Genomic DNA, 19,698 nt, shown 5'->3' on the forward strand with positions numbered 1-19,698 from the left:
TCCTGGTGTCCTATTCGGCAGCTTCACGGGCGGCGACGAGCTCGGCGACGTGCTTGGCGGTGATGCCCGGGTCACCCCCGGCCAGCGGCCAGCCCCGCGCGCGGATCAGGTACGCGGTGGCGGCCGCCTCGGCCGAAACACCGAGGCCGCCCTGGATGTGCACCGCCATGGTCGCGGCCTTGGCGGCCTCTTCGGACATGAAAACGAACGCACAGCCGGCCAGTTCCGGCCGCTCGTCGGGTTCGTTGTCCAGGAACCAGGCGGCCCGCCGGGACAGACCGCGGCCGCCCTGCACCACGATCGCCATGTTGGCCAGCGGATGCGAGATCGCCTGCAGCGTCGAGATCGGCACGCCCAGGGTGTAGCGGCTCTTGGCGAACTCCGCCGCGATCGTCATGGTGTGCTCCACCAGACCGGCCAGCGCCGCGGCGGTCAGCACGCGCCATTCATCAAGGGCACGAACATATTCGGTGACCGCCTGCGGCCCCGAACCCAGCACCACCCGCTGATCGGCCGCAGCGGGATCGACCCACGCCATCGGCAGCCGGGCCAGATTGTCGACCTTGGCCGGGCGAGCGTCGTGGCCCAGCAGGATCACGTCGTCACCGTCGCGAACGATGATCCGGTCGGCCACCGCACCCGAACCGATCAGCCGCCGGCCCGTGCTGACCTCCAGCCTCGGGTCCAGCGCCACGATCCGGGTGCCCGCCACCGCTTCGGGGTCCACCCCGCCGAGTCGCTCCCACAGCCGGGTCGCGACGACGTGGTCGATCCACGGCACCGGCGCCAGCGCACGACCGGCCTCCTCGGCGACCAGGGTCAGGTCCACCAGGGTGGCACCGTCGCCACCGGCTTCCTCACCGATGGCCATCGAGCTGGCGCCCATGGCGCACAGCCGCTCCCACAGGCTCTTGTCGTAGCCGGATTCCTCAGCAGCCCAGACGGTTTCGATCGAGCAGTGAGTGTCGAACAGCTGGCGGTACGCCGCCTGCAAGTCCTTGTGGTCCTCGGTGAGGCTGTAGTCCAGCCGTCGCAACTCGTAGCGGTCCATGTGCGTCACTGCTCCCGGTCGAAGAAGAACTGCTGGGCATTGTTGTACAGGTAGTTGTCGAGCACGTCGGCCGGCAGGTCGAGTGCCAGCGCCTCGGGCACCACCCGGCTCTGGCGCAGCACCGGCCAGTCGGAGGCGAAGATCACCTTGTCCTTGCCGCGGGTACGCAGGTAGTGGATCAGCGATTCGGGCAGCCGCTTGGGCGACCAGGCCGAGGTCATCAATCGCAGGTTGGAGTATTTGATCAACATCCGGATCGCGATGTCCCACCACGGATCTGCGCCGTGGATCATGCACAGCTTCAGTTCCGGGAACCGTACACACACGCGATCGAGGTGGATCGGGTTCTGCACCTCGCCGGGGATCGGCGGACCGGGGATGCCGGTATTGACGCACAGCGGTAGCCCGATCTCGGCGCACTTGGCGTACAGCGGGTAGTAGACCGCGTCGCTGGGCGGATACTGGCCATCGCCCCAGAAGCTCGGCCCTACAACGGTATAGACGACGGGCAGATCAGCGGCGATGGCGGTCAGTTCGCGCAGCGATGGGATCGGCTTCAGCAGATTGACCCCACCCATCGCGAGCGCGAACCGATCGGGCCGGGCATCGACGAACTTGCGGGCCGTCACCGAGGGTTTGCCGAGGTTGTCCATCAGGACGGCCTTCTCGACGCCCTGGCTGTCCATCTCGTCGAGCAGCTCACCCAGGTCCACCGGATCGAACATCGACTTGGGGCCCTTGAAGTAGTCGTCGCGCACCTTCGTCATGAACTGCGGCTGTACCTCGGTCTCGCCGAAGTGCACGTTCACCAGGCAATCGATCACGCGCTGTGTCATTTCACTCCTCGAGTCTGTGCCACAACCTCTTTGGCCCAGCGGTAGTCGGCCTTGCCGTTGCCCAGCCGCTGCACCCGATCGACGATCAGGTAGTCCTTGGGCGCCTTGAACCGGGCCAGCGCGTCGGTGCACACGCCGTGCAGCGCGTCGGTCCCGACATGCGCGCCGTCGCGCAGGGCGACGACGGCCACCACTTCCTGACCCCAGCGCGCGCTCTCCCGGCCGACCACCAGCGCGTCGACGACATCGGGGTGGCTGCGCAAAACCTCTTCGACCTCCTCGACGAACACCTTTTCCCCGCCGGTGTTGACCACCAGGGAGTCCCGGCCGAGCAGACGCAACGTGCCGTCGGCGGCGAGGGTGGCCCGGTCACCGGAGATCACCACCCGGGTGCCGTCGACCTCTGGGAACGTCTTGACCGTCGCGTCACGATCGTTGAAGTAGCCCAATGGAATCCGGCCCGTTCGGGCCGACCAGCCGATCTGGTCCTCGCCGGGTTCGAGGAACCGGGAGTAGTCCTCGGCCAGCACCAGGCCCCCGTCCCGGAAGACGAAGGTGTCGGTGTGCTTGCCACGCTGGTTGTGTCCGAAGCCCATGTTGCCGGTCTCCGACGAGCCGTACCCGTTGATCACAGTGATGTTCGGCAGATGGTCCAGCAGGCCCTGCTGATTCTTCAGGCTGGTACCCGCCCCACCGGTGCCGATGGCGAACAGCGACGACAGGTCATAGCGTCGCCGACCCAGTTCCTCGACGATGGGTCCGGCGTACGCATCACCCACCATGGTCATCAGGCCGACCCGCTCGCGCTCCGCGGTCCCCAGGACATGAGCGGGGTCGAACTTTCGTGAAGTGTCGTGCAGCACAATGGTTTGCCCGTTGAGTACCGCCGAGAACGCCGTCCACATGCCCGCGGCGTGCATCAGCGGGGACACCGCGAACCACGGCGGGCCGTGGTTGGTCACCTTGTCGTGGATCTCGCCGACCTGGCCGTGGTCGGCGCCGTTCATCGACGACACGTAGATGTCGCCCTGCCGCCACATCACGCCCTTGGGCCGGCCCGTGGTACCGCCCGTGCAGACCATCAACAGGTCGTCGGGCGATGCAGCGATGTCCGCATCCTCGGTTCCGCCGGCCAGCGCCTGGTCCAACGTGACCGCACCCGGCAACTCGGGCAGATCGCTGCCGTCGTCCACCGAGATCAGCAACTGTGCGCCCCCGGGCAACACGTCGCCGAACTTCGCGCCGAGGGCACGGTGATAGATGACGCCGCGCGGCGACAAGTACTCCAACAGCTCGCCGACTTCGCGCGGGGTGTAGTGATGGTTGATATTCACCGGTACCACCCGCGCCTTCAGGCAGGCCAGCACCATGTCCGGGTAGAGGTCGTTGTGCATGATGAGTGCGACGACGTCCTGGCCGCACTCCCAGTTCTGCAGTTCAGCGCGCTCGGTGTGCGCGCCGAATCCGTTGTGCGCCAGGAAGTTGGCCAGCCGCCGGGTGCGGTCTGCCGCTTCCCGATAAGTGCTCCGGCGATCGCCGGAGACCGTCATGACGCGGTCGGGCACCGCCTTCGCGATGGCGTCCAGAACGGCGCCCAGGGTCCACTCAGGCATCAAGCCCCAGCAGCGTGAGTGCGTTGTCGCGCATCACCATTCGGGTGTCCTCGTAGCTGAACTCGGGGAACTGCGGGATGTCGGCGGTGAACGACGTCGGATCCGCCAGCCCTTCGCCGTGTGGCCAGTCCGAACCGAACAGGATCTTGTCCACGCCGATGGTTTCGGCCAGGAGCTTCACGTCATCCTCGTAATACGGCGCGATCCACACGTTGTTGCGCAGCTGCTCCACCGGATCTTCCTTGTAGTGGTAGGGCGCGTTGTTCGCAGACTTCTTGAGCCGCTTGATCAACCGGTAGACGAAGTACGACCCGTTCTCGATGCTGACCACCCTGAGCTTGGGATGGCGGGTGAACACCTGGTGCACGATCATCGAGGCGATGGTGTCGTGGATGGCACGGTCGTCCATGATCACCATGTCCAGCGGATCGCGCTTGCCGAAGCCCTTGAACACTCCGCTGCCGCCCCACAATGCGGGGATCGCCATATAGCCGGAGTCGGACAGGTGGAACACCACCGGGACGCCGGCCTCGGCCAGTCGCGCCCACACCGGGTCGTGGATCGGGTCGCCGAGCGACCGCGGCCGCACCGCACCGGGCACCGGCGCGGGCCGGACGCACACCAGCTTGGCGCCGCGACCGATGACGAATTCGACCTCTTCGACGGCCTTGACCGGGTCGGCCAGCGAGATGATGGGCGCACTGTAGAACCGGTGGTCGGGCCGGTCGAACCCCCAGTCCTCGTCCAGCCACATGTTGAAGGCGTGCATCGAGACCATGGTTGCCTCGACGTCGTGCTTGAGCCCCTCTTCGACGCCGCAGGCGAAGGTGGGCAGCATGAACACCGACTGCAGGTTCTGCTTGTCCAGGATCTTCAGCCGGGCGTCGCGGTTCTGGTACTCGGGATGATCGGCCAGGCTGTCGACCTTCATCAGCGACGCGGGATTCACACCTTCGGGGATCTCCCCGCGGAACAACAGATCCAGGCAGCCCGGTTCGATGATCGGGTCGAATGTCGGGTTCGGGATGAAGTGGTTGACCACACCACCGAACACGGCCAGGGTGCGCTTGCCGTCCTGCACCATCTGCACACCGCGACTGCGGAATTCCTTGGGCAGATGCCGGGTGAACGCGTCGATGGGTTCGTAGTAGTGGTTGTCGACGTCGATCGCTTCGTAGTCCAGCTTGGCCGGCGTGGGCCTCTCCAGCGTGGTCATCGCGGGTCCTTTCGGTTCAATCGGGCAGGGCGCCCGGCATGGGCGGGAAGTTCGGTGCGCGCTTCTCGAAGAATGCCGTGACGCCCTCGATGAAATCGGTCCGTTGCATCGAATCGTGCATCAGCTTCTCGGCCTTGTGGCTGGTTTCGACGATGCCCATCCCGGCGTCGGCGTACAGCTGTTTCTTCATCATCGCCATCGAACTCGGGGCGCAGTTGATCGCCATGTCGTCGGCGTAGGCCAGCACCCGGTCCATCAGCTCGTCGCGTGGCACGACTTCCTTGACCAGCCCGAGTTCGGCGGCCTCCTCGGCCAGGAAGACCCGTCCGGACAGCAGCAGCTCGGTGGCGGTGGCCCAACCCACCAGGCGGGGCAGGATCCAGGAGATGCCGTACTCGGCGACCAGGCCGCGCCGGGCGAACGACGTGGTGAACTTCGCGCCGGCGGCGGCGAACCGGATGTCGGCCATCAGCGCCTGGGACAGTCCCATGCCGGCGACCGCTCCGTTGATCGCGGCGATGACGGGTTTGGTCAGCTGCGTGAGGAAGTACGGGTGCCGGGCCGCCACCATCGCACTGACGTCGGTCTGGTTGGCGGAGTCGACGGTGACCTCCGAGATGGCATCCAGACCACCCATGTCCGCGCCGGCGCAGAACGCCCGGCCGGCTCCGGTGATGACGATGACGCGGACCTGCGGATCGGCCTCGGCGAGGTCGATGTGCCGGTAGAACTCGGCGACCATGTTCCCGCCCCAGGAATTCATCCGATCGGGCCGGTTGAAGGTCAGGATCGCGACACCGGAGTTCCGGACCTCGTAGAGCAGCGGCGCGGGCCGCACGTCTTCGGCAACGCTCATCGACGGCTGGTCCTCCTGGGTTTGATCACTCATACTGTATACCTATCGGTAGCGCATTCTGCAAGCCGCGCCGAGACCGGGAAAAACCACTCCTGAGCTAGGCGGTTTCCACCAGTCCGAGCCGCCGATAGGCGGTTTCTATCCGGGCTTTCGCGGCGTCCGGCAGGATCGCCTGCGGAGCCCGGGAATGTGGGTAGTCGCCGACCGGTAATCCGAGCACCGACGCGGCGTGTTTGAACGCCCCGCCCCAGTGCGTGAAATAGTCCGGCCGCCCCGGGTAACACGTGTACACGCCGGCCATGTCGAGGTCGAACCGGTCCATCCCGACATCACGCGCGTAGTCCATGGCCTCGGTGAGCTTGTCGTTGTGGATCAGGTCCCAGTAGGGCGTCAGGATCTTGCGCTGCGGGGTCTCGTGCAGATAGCCGGTGGTGCCGAGCTGCGCCGCACACACGATTCCGGCCCGTAGCCAGCCGGCCCGGTAGACCGTCAGATCGCATTCCCAGATGGCCAGACCGGGCGCGAGCTCATGCAGCAGGCGGCTGTTGTGCGGCCGGAACGCGCCTTCCTTGGTGGCACAGACGGCCGGGATCTCGTCGTAGATCCGGGCGCTCTCAGCGGCGGTCAGGACGTACCCGGACGACGGTGAGTTGAACATGCCCAGCGCGATGTCGGTCCGGTCGGCCACGTACCGGAAGAACCGCAGCACGCCGTCCCCCGCATGGGTCTCCATCATCGGGGTCTGGATATAGGCGATATCGGCGCCGACCTGCTGCGCGTGCCGGGTGAGTTCGACACAGTCCTTCGCCGACATCGACGCGGTGCAGGCCTGCACCACCACGTCCGGATTGGCCCTGCGGCCCTCTTCGACCGCCACCTCGAGCAGTCGCTTGCACTCGTCCAGGGTCAGCGCCCAGAACTCAGCGATACCGCTTGTGCACCAGAGCATTTCGTGACCGAGTTCGCCGACGCAATACCGCACCAGCGTCCGATAGGCGTCCCAGTCGATCTCGTCGCCGTCGGTTCCGCTGAACGGTGTGTACAGCGAGTTCCCGATGCCACGCAGTCCAGCGCGCGCCCAGGCGCGTGCGTCCTTCGCGGTTGCCATGGCATCCCCTGACGGTCAAATCCCCCCACACCCTACCCGAAACTATTACCATTGGTATTTCGGTAACGCCCTTCGGGGTGACTCCGCGCAGGCAGCGACGCTGTGGCTCTCGTCTCAGCGGCCGTTTCGCGGAGCCGCCAATCGCAAGGCTGCCGGTAGGGTTGTCGGGTCGGTCGGGCATGGTCGGTTAGAGGAGGTACAGCAAGTGGCGAAGCAGGCGACCGCCGTCAAGCGGCAGCGCCGCGAGCGTGGCTCGATCAATCCCAACGACATCATCGAGGGCGCGTTCCAGCTGGCCGAGCAGATCGGGATCGACAACCTGAGCATGCCGCTGCTGGGCAAGCACCTCGGCGTCGGGGTCACCAGCATCTACTGGTACTTCCGCAAGAAGGACGATCTGCTCAACGCGATGACTGACCGCGCGCTGCGCCAATTCGCTGTCGCCACGCCCTATGTCGAGGCCAACGACTGGCGCGCAACCCTGGGCGAGCATGCGCGGGGAATGCGCAAGGCGTTCCTGAGCAATCCGATCCTGTCCGACCTCGTCCTCATCCGTTCCGCGCTCTCGCCGCGGGCGGCCCAGCTCGGGGTGCAGGAGGTCGAACTGGCCGTCGAGAATCTGGTGGCGGCCGGCCTGACCGCCGAGCAGGCATTCGACGCATACTCCGCGGTATCACTTCATGTGCGGGGTTCGGTTGTGCTGCAACGTCTCTACGAGAAGAACCGGGCCGGGGGCGGCGGGCCGGGGGACTTCGAGGAGACCATGGTCTACGACGCCGAAGCCGCCCCGCTGCTCTCGAAGGTCACGCGGGAGGGGCACCGCATCGGCGCCGCCGACGACACGAACTTCGAATACGGCCTGAACTGCATCCTGGACAACATCGACCGCCAGATCGCCGACGGCAAGAAGGGCGCCCGATCCCGCAAGGGCTGACTACTCGGGCTCCGGCACGTGGAAGTGCTCGTCGCGCAACCGGAACGCCTCTTTGGTGCCCACCTGTGCGCGGGTCTTGACGAAGTTGAACTCGCCCGGCGCGAACTGCAGATTCGTGCCGTAGGCGTGGAACAGGTAGCTGCACACCTCTTCACCCTGATAGGCCTGGCTCTGCTCGACCAGCCGGAAGGCCTCCTTGGCGATGACGACACCGTCGGCCGGCATCTTGGCGGCCTTCAGCGCCCAGTACCTCGCCCGGGCCGAAACCGCCTCGGGCACACAGGTTTCGGTGAACACGCCGAGATTCTCGACCGCTGCGGCCTCGACGATGTCGCCGGTCAGCAACATCCGCCGGGCCAGCACCGGGCCGAGCCGATGGAAGAACATGTGCAGGCTGCCCAGGGCCGGGCCGAGGAACCGGGTGGCCGGCATGCCGATGCGGGTATCCCGCGCGATGACGGAGATGTCCATCATGAGCGCCATCTCGAAGCCGCCGCCCAGCGCGAACCCACTGATCTCGCCGACGGTGACCTTCGGGAAGCCCATCAGATTGTGGTAGAAGCCGAATGACTTGCGGTCCACCGCGAGTCGGCGCCGCTGGCTGGGCCGGCTCTTGGCGGGTCGCTGGTCCCGCGTGCCGCCGTCCACACGCTCACCGCCGTACCAGCCGTAGGCGTTGTTCATGTCGGCGCCCGTGCTGAACACCCCCTCGGCGCCCCGCAACAGCACCACCGTCAGGTCGTCGTCGTCGGCCACGAGATCCAGGCACCGACCGACGCCGTCGCGCATCGCCGCGTCGTAGGAGTTGCGCTGCTTGGGGTTGTTCAGCGTGATGGTCGCAATCCGGGCGTCGTAGTCGACGTCGAACAGGACCCGCTCATCGCCGGATTCGGTCACGGTGTGCTCCTCTGCATGGAAATCTTGTTCGCCTCGATGGTCTTCACCGACTCCAGGGCCAGCGTCTGCCGGCGGTCGGCGGTGAGATGGGTCCGCGCGATCCGTTCGGCCCGTTCGGCATTGCCGTCGCGGATGGCATCGAGCAGGCGCTGATGATCGCGCAACGCGGCGCGGCGGGTGGCCTGGCGGTCCGTCGCGTCGGGCCGGTCGCTCCAGACCGCGGACTCGTGTGCCGACCAGATCAACTCGAGCGCGCCGATCACCAGGATCATCGGTTCGTTGCCGCAGCGCGACACGAGTGCCTCGTGGAATCGGCGGGCGTTCGGCACGAATTGGGCGACGTCGTCGAGAGCCGCTGTCTGGGCGTCCAATTCGGCCTGCAGATACGGGACGACCTCGGTATCGCGATCGGTGCGTTCGGCGCACATCGCCGCGCAGATCGGCTCGAGGTGCATCAGGGCACCGCTGACATCGGCAGGTGTGGCCGACCGGGTCTGCAGCACCATGCTGATCATGTGGGCGGTGCGTTGCGCCGACGGTTGGTGGACCACCGCGCCGCCGACGTTGCCGCGGCGCACGGAGATCAGGCCGTCCGTCTCGAGCAGGTGGATGGCCTCGCGCAGCGCTGGTGGGCTGACGCCGAACTCGCCGAACAGGCTCTCCTGACTCGGCAGTACGTCGCCCTCCTTGAGCCGGCCGGACAGGATGTCGTCACGCAGGCGGGAGGCGACCAGCTCGGCCACCCTGGGGGGACGAATCCGCTGCACCGGCACCCCTTCCGTCTGTTGCACCGGGCCTTTCCTTGCTAAGTTGTACAGGATAGCGCCCGTATCGTCTACTGTAGGTCCATCGGTACGCGCGGGAGAGGCGGTTCGGCGGTGAGTGACGGCACAGTGGAGTGCGTTCGCGACGGTGCCGTGCTGCGCCTCACCCTGAACCGCCCGGAGCGGCGAAATTCGCTGAGCCACAGCATGATCGATCACCTGGTTGCCCAGCTGACCGCCGCCGCGTACGACGACTCGCTGCGTGCGGTGTGCATCGAGGGCGCCGGATCGGACTTCTGCAGCGGCGCCGACTGGGTGGCCACCAACGACGCCGGGCGCCGGCCCCGGCCCGGCGAGCTGGGCCGCCGCATCCCGCACACCGCCAACCGTGTCATCGAGCTCCTGACCACCATCCAGTTGCCCGTGGTGTGCGTCGTGCGCGGGTGGGCCGTCGGCCTCGGCTGCAATCTGGCGCTGGCCGCCGACTTCACGGTGGCCATGGACGACGCGACATTCTGGGAGCCGTTCGTCGATCGCGGCTTCAGCCCGGATTCCGGCGCCACCTGGCTGCTGCCCCGGCTGATCGGCGTGGCTCGGGCGCGCCGGATGCTGCTGCTCGGCGAGAAGGTGGACGGCGCCACTGCGGCGGAATGGGGCCTGATCCATCAGTCCGTGCCGCCCGGCGGACTCGCCGAGGCCGCCGAGAAACTGTTGGGACAGTTGGCCTCCGGTCCCACCGTGGCGCTCGGGCTGGCCAAGCGGGCGCTGGCCAACAGCCAGCACGCCACACTGGGCCAGTCGATGGCACACGAACTCTCCGACCTCGAATTGTCGGCCCGCAGCGCCGATTTCAAGGAGGGCCTGTCGGCCTTCCGGGACCGTCGCACGCCCGACTTCCAGGGCCGTTAGAAAGGACCGCCATGGCCCCGACCTATGACACGATCGGATACGACGTCACCGGCCACACGGCCACCATCACGCTGAACCGGCCCGAGGCGCTCAACGCCCTCTCGCCGCACATGATCACCGAACTGCGCGCGGCCTACGAAGAGGTCGAGACCAACGACGACATCTGGTTGATGATCGTCACCGGGAACGGCCGGGCGTTCTGCACCGGCGCCGACGTCAAGGAGATTCCCGAGGACGGGAAGGTCATCTACGAGCGGCCCTACCTGTCCACGTACGACCAGTGGGAGGCACCGCAGGAGGGCACCCCACCGTTCCGCCGAATGGCCAAGCCCGTGCTGGCGGCCATCAACGGAATCTGCTGCGGCGCAGGTCTGGACTGGGTCACCACCGGCGACATCGTCATCGCCTCCGACCGGGCCACATTCTTCGACCCGCACGTCAGCATCGGCCTGGTGGCCGCGCGCGAGATGGTCCGGCTCGCCCGGGCGCTGCCGCGGTCGGTTGCCCTGCGGATGGCACTGATGGGCAAACACGAACGCATGAACGCCGAGCGCGCCTACGAGCTCGGGATGATCACCGAGGTGGTCCCGCACGACCGGCTGCTCGAACGGGCCCACGAGATCGCCGACATCGTCAACTCCAATGCGCCGCTGGCGGTTCGCGGTACCCGGCTGGCGATCCACAAGACGCTGGACCTGCCGCTGCTCGAGGGCGAGATCCTCGCGGAGACGTTCCGCGAGCGCGTGGTCCGTACCGACGACGCGATCGAGGGCCCGCTGGCCTTCGTCGAGAAGCGCGTCCCGAACTGGAAGTGTCGCTGACATGCCGGAAAACGCCTCTGCCGCACAACCGTTCGAGACGATCCTGCTGGAATTCGATCGCGCCGATCGCGTCGCGACCATCACCCTGAACCGGCCCGACCGGCTGAACTCGTTCAACCGGACCATGTGCGAGGAGATGCAGGCGGTCTGGCGCATCGTCAAGCTCGACGAGGCCACCAACGCCGTGGTGCTGCGCGCCGCCGGCTCCCGCGCGTTCAGCGCCGGCCTGGACGTCAAGTCCGACTACGGGCAGCCCGACAATGTGTGGAACCACGAGGATCCGGGTGAACTGCTCAGCCCCAAATGGCAGAAGATGTGGAAGCCGGTGGTGTGCGCCGTTCAGGGCATGTGTACCGCGGGAGCGCTCTACTTCGTCAACGAGGCCGACGTCGTGATCTGTTCGCAGGAGGCCACCTTCTTCGATTCGCACGTGACCGCCGGACTGGTGTCGGCACTCGAACCGATCGGCCTGATGCGCAAGATCGGCCTCGGGGACACCCTGCGAATGGCGTTGATGGGCAACGACGAACGCGTCAGCGCCGACACCGCGCTGCGGATCGGACTGGTGACCGAGGTGGTGGCGGCCGACGAGTTGTGGGCTCGTGCCCACGAGATCGCGAAGACCATTGCCGCCAAACCACCGTCGGCCACCCAGGGCACCGTGAAGGCCATCTGGGAGTCCCTGGACAAGCCCTACCGCGCGGCGCTCGACCACGGCCTGATCTACACGCGGCTGGGTAACCCGCTGGGCAAGGCCGAGCTGAAGGCGGCCGGGGACGCGCCGCGGACCAGCCCGCGGATCCGGTGATGCCGCACCGCCTCGGCCGCCGCATTGCCGACGTCCTGGCGCTGGACCCAGCCGCACGCGCGCTGCAGTACGACGGATCGTGGCTGACGTGGGGCGAACTGGGCACCATCGCGCAGCGGGTGGCCGGACTCGTCCATCCCGGCGCCCGGGTCGGCATCATGCTGCGCAACCGCCCGGCGCACGTCGCCGCCTTCCTGGGCGTGCTGCTGGCCGGCGGCACCGTCGTCGTCATCAACCCGTCCCGCGGCGACGCCCGCACCCGGGACGACATCACCGCACTGGACCTCCCGATGATCATCGGTGCACCCGACGACGTGGCCGGCCTGGTCGATCCGGCGCTGAACACCACGGTGGTGACGTTGGGTCACGACATCGGTGTGCTGCGGGAATCCGTCGACCGCGCAACCGATCCGGGCCGTCCGGGTGTGGCGGTGTGGATGCTGACCAGCGGTACCACCGGCCCGCCGAAGCGGGTCGACCTGACCTACGACATGCTGGCGCACAGCGTCATGGGCCCCGAACCCACGGCCGCGCCCACCACACTGCGCTCCGGGGTGGCCATCGTGAACTCGCCACTGGTGCACGTCGGCGGTGTCTTCCGGATCCTGTTGTGCGTCAGCGAGGCCCGGCCGTTCGTGCTGCTGGAGAAGTTCGACCTGGACACCTGGTCGGCGGCGGTGCGCGAACACCGGCCCCGCGCGGTGTCGCTGGTGCCGGCCGCCCTGCGGATGGTGCTGCATTCGGATCTCACGCGTGACGACCTCGCGGGTGTTCGGGCGGTGACGTCGGGCACGGCGCCGTTATCCGCCGACGACGCGGACGCCTTCACCGCCAAGTTCGGCATCCCGGTCTTGACTTCTTATGCGGCAACGGAATTCGGTGGCGGGGTCGCGGCCTGGACGCTCGCCGACCACCGCGAGTTCTGGGTGGCCAAGCGTGGCAGCGTCGGGCGCGCGAATCCCGGTGCCGCCCTGCGGGTGGTGTCCGATGACGGCCGGCCGCTCGGGCCGGACGAACCGGGGCTGCTCGAGGTCAAGCCGGCGCAGCTGGGTGGCGGCACCGACTGGATGCGCACCACCGATCTGGCCCGCATCGACGCCGACGGCTTCCTGTGGATCCTCGGCCGCGCCGATCAGGCCATCATCCGGGGCGGATTCAAGGTGATGCCCGAGGACGTGCGGGCCGCCCTCGAGTCCCATCCGGATGTGCAGGGCGCCTCGGTGGTGGGCCGGCCGGACGAGCGGCTCGGCGAGGTACCCGTCGCACTGGTCGAACGCCGGCCCGGACGGGCCGTCACCGCCGAGGAGCTGGCGGCCCACCTGCGCATCCGGTTGTCGCGCTACGAAATTCCCGCGCAGGTCGTCTTCGTCGACCAGATCCCGCGGACCCCGTCGGGCAAGCCCGATCTGCGGGCCGTGCGGGAGCATTTCACCGAGCATGCCCACTGACCCCACCATCTTGTCGGAGTTGCGCCGGCACGCGCACTCCGAGCGTCCCCTGCTGATCTGCGACTCGGAACGCCTGACCTACGCCGAGGCCGACCGCAGGTCGGCGGCCCTGGCCCGCGGTCTGCTCGCGGCAGGGGCCGGCAAGGGCATGCACGTCGGCCTGCTATACCCCAATGGCGGCGCTTTCGTCGTCGCGATGCTGGCCGCTGCACGCATCGGCGCGGTGGTGGTACCACTGTCGACGTTCAGCACTGCCACCGAGCTGCCGGCTCAGCTGGCATCCGCGGACATCGAAATCCTGTTGTCCACCAATGTGTATCGCGGTAACGACTACCGATCCAGATTGGCCGACATCTCCGCCGCGAACGTTCCGCGTCTGCGACGCATCTGCTTCGACACCGTGGAATTGGTCCGGCTCGGCGAAGCGGTCGACGTCGCCGAGCTGGCCGCCTGCGAGGACGCGGTCGACGGTCATGACGTGCTGGCCATCGTGTACACGTCGGGATCGACGGGCCCACCCAAGGGCGCGGTGCACACCCACGCGTCGCTGTTGGCGCACCAGCGCAATCTCAACGAGATTCGCGGGTTGACCGCCACCGACCGGCTGTTCTGCAACTCGCCGTTCTTCTGGATCGGCGGATTCGCGTTCGCGCTGCTGGCAACGTTGGTGGCGGGATCGACCCTGATCTGTTCCAACGCCACCGATCCCGGCCTGACGCTCGAGCTGCTCGAGACCGAACGGCCCACCATCACCAACGGTTTCGTCGCCGGGATCGCGGGCCTGACCCGGCACCCCGACTTCGGCCGCCGGGATCTGTCGTCGATGCGGCGCGGAAATCTGTACCCGATCATGGCGGCGGACATCCGGCCGGCCGATCCCGAACTGCGGCACAACATGCTCGGCATGACCGAGGCCGGGAGTGTCGTCCTGTTGTCCGGGGACGACACTGATCAACCCGAATCCCGCCGCGGCTCCTACGGGAAGCCCGCACCGGGGTTCGACACCAAGCTGCTCGAATCGGGCGAATTGTGCATCCGCGGCGCCCCTCTCATGCAGCACTACTACGGCCGCCGTCGCGAGGAGTGCTTCGACGCGGACGGCTGGTTCCACACCGGCGATCTGTTTCGCGTCGATGCCGATGGCTTCTACTACTTCCTCGGCCGCGCGGGCGCGATGATCAAGACCGCGGGCGCCAACGTCACGCCCGCCGAGGTGGAGCAGGTGCTCGGCGCCGTCGTACCGGGCGCCGCCGCGTTCGTCATCGGGCTGCCCGACACCGAGCGCGGTCAGATCGTCGCCGCCGTCCTTGCGCTCGACGATCCGTCGTCCTTCGACGAACCGGCCACCCGCGCGCGGCTTCGGGAGCTGTTGTCGGCATACAAGGTTCCGCGGCGGTTCGCAGTGATCTCCACCGCGGAACTGCCGTTGCGGTCCAGCGGTAAGGTCAATCTTGCTGCTCTGGCAGAGCTATTCGACGTCTGAGCCACCGGGTCGGCGACTCCGGATGATTGCCGGCCCCTCTTTCACTGACTCGGGGCTGATTCGAGTGGTCCGGGAGCGAACATCGCTCGGCCCGCCCCGCACCCGTTCGTTCCAGTTTTCGTAACTTCACCGGTCTTTTGCGACAGACACCATCCCCTCTGGCGTCGACACCTTGACGGACGCCGCGTCATGTGCGAAATTCCAGGCCGCCCCGACGATCGGCGTCGGTGCGTTTGTCCAGATTTCCCGAGTCGTCCGCCGCACGTGTCGCCCACCGTGCAGCGGACCGCCCGGCGCCTCCCACCCCCAACCCCGACGGAGGCGCCGGGCACCCAATCGATTCCGTAGCCGGCGTTCGCGGTAGTGGCCGTGGTCCTCGGCGCGTACCCGCGCCCGCTCCTGCGGGAGCCCGGCACTGCGTAGGACACCGGCGATACCGCAAATTCCTGGCGGCGGCTACGTGCTGGGCAGTCCGGCTCGAGACCGCCGCCGGTGCCAGAACTACGCCAGGAACGCGCGTGTTGCCCTGTCCGATCCGGTCATCCCGGACGCCGTGGAGATCACACGATGGCGCGGTCACGCAGACCGCGGACATCCTCCGCGGTATAGCCGATCTCGTCCAACACCTCGTCGGTGTGCTCGCCGAGCAGCGGCGCGCGATGCCGGATCTCACCCGGCGTGGCGGACATTCGGAACGGGGTCTCGATGATCGGCACATCGTGCGGTGCACCGGGGAACGGCACCCGCTGCAGGTACCCCATCGTCTGCACCTGCGGATCGGTGAGCACATCAGCGGTCGAATGCATCGGTGCGGCAGGAAGTTTCGCAGCCTCCAGAAGCGCCAGCACCTCGGCCTTGGTCTTGTCCGCACACCAGGAGGCCATCAGGTCGTTGAGCACATCACCATTGGCCCAGCGCAGATCGTCGTCGGCGAACCGGGGGTCGTCGAACAGATCCTCCCGGCCGACCAATCGGCACCACCGCTTGAACATGGGTTGTCCCGCGATCTGCAGCAGCACCCAGCCGCCGTCGGACGTTCGGTACAGATCGCACGGCGCAACGGAGGTACCGCGGTTGCCCATTCGCGGTTTGTCGACGCCCAGCAGGTCCCGTTCGATGAGGAACGCGTTGGAGAGCATGAGCGCAGTGGGCAGCAGTGCGCCCTCGACATGCTGGCCCGCACCAGTTCGGTCCCGATGGTAGAGCGCCATCATGACACCGATGGTCAACGTCAGCGCGGTCCCGAAATCCGCGTAGGGCACGACCGTTCGGATCGGCTGATCGGGCAGGCCCTGGCGGTAGGTCGCGCCCGACATCACCTGGCCGGCGCCGTCGAAGCCGATCCGGTCGCTGTACGGCCCACCCTCGCCGTATGCGGTGGCCGACGCCAGGATGATGTCCGGCTTGACCGCGCGCAGGGTCTCGTAGTCCAGCCCGCTGGCCCGCATTCCCGCGGCGGGCATGTTCGCGACGACGATGTCGGAGCGGGCGACCAGCCGGCGGGTGATCTCGGCGCCCTCGGCTGTGGTGGAATCCAGTGTCAGCGAACGCTTGTTGCGATTGCATTGCAGGAAGGTGCCGCCCTCGCCGGAGTCGGTGACCGACTGGACCCAGCGGTCCTCGCCGCCCTCGCGCTTCTCCACCCGCAACACGTCGGCGCCCATGTCGGCGAGGATCGCGCTGCACCAGGGCGCGGCGATGAACCGGCCGTAGTCGAGAACGCGGATTCCCTCCAGGACACCCATGTTCGGCCCCTTCCCCTCGGCGAGCAGACACAAACTCGCACATTTATCGGCGATTCGGTGCGAGTTTGCGTCTGCTCGCAGAACGTATCCTTCCTAGTCGATGACGCCGAGACCGGCCAAGTGGTCGATCAACGGTTTCGAACCGGCACACAGATGACGGTCCATGGCCGTACGTGCCGCGTCGCCGTCGCCCTTGCGCAGTGCGGCCAGCACTCGCCGGTGATCGCGTGCGCACTGCTCCGCCCATCCGTCAACGGCCGGATACACCGATTCCAGTGCGTAGCGGGTGATCTGCGACATCAACTGCGCCAATTTCGGGGAGTCGGCGGCCACGTTGATGCCGCGATGAAACTCGTGGTTCAGCCGCACCGCACCTTCGTAATCATCTGCAGCATAAGCTTTTTCGAGCTCACGCTGGATCCGCTCCAGCTCCGCCAGCTGCTCGGCGGTGATCCGGCCGGCTGCCCGCTTCGCCAACTCACCCCCGATGTGCCCCTGCACCGCGGACACGTCGTCGATGTCACGTCGCGTGACGGGCAGGACGAGAAAACCGCGCCGCGGCTGCTGGACGAGCAGCCCTTCGGTCCGCAGGCCGAACAACGCTTCCCGAACCGGGGTGACGCTGATGCCCAGTTCGTCGGCCAGTTGCTCGAGCCGAATGTATTTTCCGGCCGGATATGTTCCGTCGAAGATCCGCCGCCGGATCAGCCGTGCCACGTCCTCGGCGAGCTGGGGGCGCGGCGCGAATTCCGTTGTGGACACGTCAGATCCGGTACTCGTCGAGCAGTCGCTTGCTAATGATCTGCTTCTGGATCTCACTGGTGCCCTCGCCGATCAAGAGGAACGGCGCGTCGCGCATCAGTCGCTCGATCTCGTACTCCTTGGAGTACCCGTAGCCGCCGTGGATGCGGAAGCTCTGCTGGGTGACGTCGGCGCAGAACTCGCTGCACATGTACTTCGCCATACCCGCGGCCACGTCGTTGCGCTCACCGGAGTCCTTCAGACGTGCCGCGTTGACCATCATCAGATGTGCCGCTTCGACTTTCGTTGCCATCTCGGCCAGCTGGAACGCGATGGCCTGGTGCTCGGCGATCGGCTTGCCGAACGTGGAACGCTGCTGGGCGTACCGTGCCGCGAGCTCGAACGCCCGGATCCCGACGCCGCAGGCCCGTGCCGAGACGTTCACCCGGCCGACCTCGATGCCGTCCATCATCTGGAAGAAGCCCTGCCCGGGCTTGCCGCCGAGTACCTGGTCCGCCGACGCACGGTAGCCGTCGAACACCATCTCGGTGGTGTCGATGCCCTTGTAACCCATCTTGTCGAGCTTTCCCGGAATCGTCAGTCCCGGAAGGACTTCACCGAATCCGGAGGGCTTCTCGATCAGGAATGCAGTCAGGTTGCGGTGCGGCTTGTCCGCGCCCTCGTCGGTGCGTACCAGCACCGCCACCAACGTCGAGCTGCCGCCGTTGGTCAGCCACATCTTCTGGCCGCTGATGCTGTAATCGCCGTCGTCGCCACGCACCGCCTTGGTCCGGATGGCGGCCACATCGGAGCCGAGTTCGGGCTCCGACATCGAGAACGCCCCGCGGGACTCACCCGTGGCCATCTTGGTCAGGTGGTAGCGCTTCTGCTCCGCGGTACCGTGCTGCCGGATCATGTACGCGACGATGAAGTGGGTGTTGATGACCCCGGACACGCTCATCCAGCCACGCGCCAACTCCTCGACGCACAGCGCGTAGGTCAGCAGCGACTCGCCGAGGCCGCCGTACTCCTCGGGGATCATCAACCCGAACAGGCCCATCTCCTTCATCTGATCGATGATGGCCTGCGGGTAGGTGTCGGCGTGCTCGAGTTCCTGAGCGACGGGGATGATTTCCTTGTCGACGAATTGTCGTACCGTCGAGACTATTTCGGTCTGGAACTCGGTCAGCCCCAGCGTCTGCGCCAGCCTGGTCATCTAGTTCTCCACCCTCTCGAACACCGCCGCCAGACCCTGGCCGCCGCCGATGCACATGGTCTCCAGGCCGTAGCGGGCCCCGCGCCGCCGGAGCTCGCGGGCCAGGCTGGCGAGCATGCGCCCACCGGTCGCCCCCACCGGGTGCCCCAGCGAGATGCCGGATCCGTGCACATTGGTGCGCTCGAGATCGGCCGGCGTGAACTCCCATTCCCGCATCACCGCCAGCGCCTGCGCGGCGAACGCCTCGTTGAGTTCGATCAGATCCATGTCGGCCAATGACAGGCCGGCCTTGGCCAGCGCGATCGCGGTGGCGGGCACCGGACCGATGCCCATGATCTTGGGCTCGACACCGGCCACACCCCAGGACACCAGCCGCACCAGCGGCGTCAGGCCGAGTTCGGCGGCCTTCTCCGCAGTGGTGACCAGGCACATCGAGGCCGCGTCGTTCTGGCCGCTGGAGTTCCCCGCGGTGACGGTGGCGTCCGGATCATTCTTGCCCAGAACGGGTTTCAGCCTTGACAGCGCCTCGACGGTGGTGTCGGCGCGCGGATGCTCGTCGGTGTCGATGGTGGTCGGCTCACCCTTGCGGGCCGGGACGGTCACCGGGACGATCTCTTCGGCGAACACGCCGCTGCGCTGCGCGGCAACCGCCCGCTGGTGGGAGGCGACCGCAAGCTCGTCCTGCTCGGCGCGCGGGATGCCGTACTGCCGGCGCAGGTTCTCCGCGGTCTCGAGCATGCCGCCGGGCACGGGATAGAACCTGCCGCCGGCGGTGGTACGGCCGCGGGCCAGCGCGTCGTGCACCCTGACGCCACCACGCGACCCACCCCAGCGCATATCGGTGGAGTGGAAGACCACATTGCTCATGGAGTCCGCGCCGCCGGCGACGACGAGATCGTGTTGGCCGGAGCCGACCTGCAGGGCGGCCTGGATCACCGCCTGCAGACCCGAGCCGCAGCGACGGTCGAGCTGCATCCCCGGAACCGTCACCGGCAGACCGGCATCCAGCGCGACGACGCGGCCGATCGCGGGCGCCTCCATCGAGGGGTAGCAGTGCCCGAGAATGACGTCCTCGACGGCATCGGGTGCCACTCCGGTGCGCTCCAGCAGGCCCTTCAACGCCGTGACCGCGAGGTCGACCGCCGTCAGCGAGGCGAACATCCCGCCGTAGCGGCCGATGGGTGTCCGCACGGGTTCGCAGATGACTACTTCTCGCATGGGGCTCCCCCTCGCAGTGCCGAGATCGACGTTC

General features: G+C 67.3%; 18 protein-coding genes. 6 read left to right on the forward strand and 12 right to left on the reverse strand.

From position 1 onward, the window contains the following. Window positions 1–10: 10 nt before the first annotated feature. The 6 genes from U0R18_RS14745 to U0R18_RS14770 form a co-directional block, all read right to left on the reverse strand. Window positions 11–1,051: an acyl-CoA dehydrogenase family protein gene (locus U0R18_RS14745; RefSeq protein ID WP_526369642.1), complete on the reverse strand. Its 1,041-nt coding sequence runs from the start codon at window positions 1,049–1,051 to the stop codon at window positions 11–13. A 5-nt stretch (window positions 1,052–1,056) separates the two neighbouring features. Then, a complete protein-coding gene (locus U0R18_RS14750; protein ID WP_526369644.1) occupies window positions 1,057–1,887 on the reverse strand; it encodes an amidohydrolase family protein in 831 nt (276 codons plus the stop codon). Beyond that, window positions 1,884–3,500 (reverse strand): AMP-binding protein, encoded by a 1,617-nt coding sequence (locus U0R18_RS14755; RefSeq protein WP_526369646.1) that lies wholly within the window; start codon window positions 3,498–3,500, stop codon window positions 1,884–1,886. The genes U0R18_RS14750 and U0R18_RS14755 overlap by 4 nt, the downstream gene beginning before the upstream one ends. Further along, window positions 3,493–4,716, reverse strand: coding sequence for an amidohydrolase family protein (locus tag U0R18_RS14760; RefSeq protein ID WP_526369648.1), 1,224 nt, complete (start codon window positions 4,714–4,716; stop codon window positions 3,493–3,495). The genes U0R18_RS14755 and U0R18_RS14760 overlap by 8 nt, the downstream gene beginning before the upstream one ends. Window positions 4,717–4,732: 16 nt before the next feature. Continuing rightward, complete coding sequence (locus U0R18_RS14765; protein WP_526370388.1) at window positions 4,733–5,572, reverse strand: enoyl-CoA hydratase; 840 nt, start codon at window positions 5,570–5,572, stop codon at window positions 4,733–4,735. Window positions 5,573–5,669: 97 nt separating this feature from the next. Continuing rightward, the gene (locus tag U0R18_RS14770) at window positions 5,670–6,680 is read right to left on the reverse strand and encodes a dihydrodipicolinate synthase family protein (RefSeq protein WP_526369650.1); all 1,011 of its coding nucleotides are present in this window, start codon (window positions 6,678–6,680) and stop codon (window positions 5,670–5,672) included. A 205-nt stretch (window positions 6,681–6,885) separates the two neighbouring features. Here U0R18_RS14770 and U0R18_RS14775 point away from each other — a divergent pair, with 205 nt between their 5' ends. Continuing rightward, the gene (locus U0R18_RS14775; RefSeq protein ID WP_526369652.1) at window positions 6,886–7,614 is read left to right on the forward strand and encodes a TetR/AcrR family transcriptional regulator; all 729 of its coding nucleotides are present in this window, start codon (window positions 6,886–6,888) and stop codon (window positions 7,612–7,614) included. On the opposite strand, the gene U0R18_RS14780 is transcribed toward U0R18_RS14775, so the two are convergent. After that, window positions 7,615–8,511 (reverse strand): enoyl-CoA hydratase/isomerase family protein, encoded by an 897-nt coding sequence (locus U0R18_RS14780; RefSeq protein ID WP_526369654.1) that lies wholly within the window; start codon window positions 8,509–8,511, stop codon window positions 7,615–7,617. Continuing rightward, window positions 8,508–9,284 (reverse strand): FadR/GntR family transcriptional regulator, encoded by a 777-nt coding sequence (locus U0R18_RS14785; protein WP_526370390.1) that lies wholly within the window; start codon window positions 9,282–9,284, stop codon window positions 8,508–8,510. Before U0R18_RS14785 ends, U0R18_RS14780 begins: the two co-directional genes overlap by 4 nt. Before the next feature lie 105 nt (window positions 9,285–9,389). On the opposite strand from U0R18_RS14785, the gene U0R18_RS14790 reads away from it, so the two are divergent. The 5 genes from U0R18_RS14790 to U0R18_RS14810 are packed head-to-tail and all read left to right on the forward strand — an operon-like array spanning window position 9,390 to window position 14,744. Next, entirely contained in the window at window positions 9,390–10,184 is a 795-nt protein-coding gene (locus U0R18_RS14790; protein WP_526369656.1) for an enoyl-CoA hydratase/isomerase family protein, read from the forward strand. 11 nt (window positions 10,185–10,195) lie between these two features. Further along, window positions 10,196–11,005 (forward strand): enoyl-CoA hydratase/isomerase family protein, encoded by an 810-nt coding sequence (locus tag U0R18_RS14795; protein ID WP_526369658.1) that lies wholly within the window; start codon window positions 10,196–10,198, stop codon window positions 11,003–11,005. Window position 11,006: 1 nt separating this feature from the next. Next, complete coding sequence (locus tag U0R18_RS14800; RefSeq protein WP_526369660.1) at window positions 11,007–11,813, forward strand: enoyl-CoA hydratase/isomerase family protein; 807 nt, start codon at window positions 11,007–11,009, stop codon at window positions 11,811–11,813. Then, complete coding sequence (locus U0R18_RS14805) at window positions 11,813–13,261, forward strand: class I adenylate-forming enzyme family protein (protein ID WP_526369662.1); 1,449 nt, start codon at window positions 11,813–11,815, stop codon at window positions 13,259–13,261. Before U0R18_RS14800 ends, U0R18_RS14805 begins: the two co-directional genes overlap by 1 nt. Beyond that, window positions 13,251–14,744 (forward strand): class I adenylate-forming enzyme family protein, encoded by a 1,494-nt coding sequence (locus U0R18_RS14810; RefSeq protein ID WP_526369664.1) that lies wholly within the window; start codon window positions 13,251–13,253, stop codon window positions 14,742–14,744. The genes U0R18_RS14805 and U0R18_RS14810 overlap by 11 nt, the downstream gene beginning before the upstream one ends. Window positions 14,745–15,304: 560 nt before the next feature. Here the strand turns inward: U0R18_RS14810 and U0R18_RS14815 are convergent. From U0R18_RS14815 to U0R18_RS14830, 4 genes are all read right to left on the reverse strand, one after another. Next, a complete protein-coding gene (locus tag U0R18_RS14815; protein ID WP_526369665.1) occupies window positions 15,305–16,489 on the reverse strand; it encodes a CaiB/BaiF CoA transferase family protein in 1,185 nt (394 codons plus the stop codon). Window positions 16,490–16,582: 93 nt separating this feature from the next. After that, window positions 16,583–17,251 carry a GntR family transcriptional regulator gene (locus tag U0R18_RS14820; RefSeq protein ID WP_526369667.1) on the reverse strand — a complete coding sequence of 223 codons (669 nt, stop codon included), beginning with the start codon at window positions 17,249–17,251 and terminating at the stop codon, window positions 16,583–16,585. A gap of 1 nt (window position 17,252) precedes the next feature. After that, the gene (locus U0R18_RS14825; protein ID WP_526369669.1) at window positions 17,253–18,446 is read right to left on the reverse strand and encodes an acyl-CoA dehydrogenase family protein; all 1,194 of its coding nucleotides are present in this window, start codon (window positions 18,444–18,446) and stop codon (window positions 17,253–17,255) included. Next, window positions 18,447–19,664, reverse strand: coding sequence for a thiolase family protein (locus U0R18_RS14830; RefSeq protein WP_526369671.1), 1,218 nt, complete (start codon window positions 19,662–19,664; stop codon window positions 18,447–18,449). Between the last annotated feature and the right edge of the window lie 34 nt (window positions 19,665–19,698).

The sequence above is a fragment of the Mycobacterium sp. genome (assembly GCF_046330795.1).
In the GTDB taxonomy this organism is placed as follows: domain Bacteria; phylum Actinomycetota; class Actinomycetes; order Mycobacteriales; family Mycobacteriaceae; genus Mycobacterium.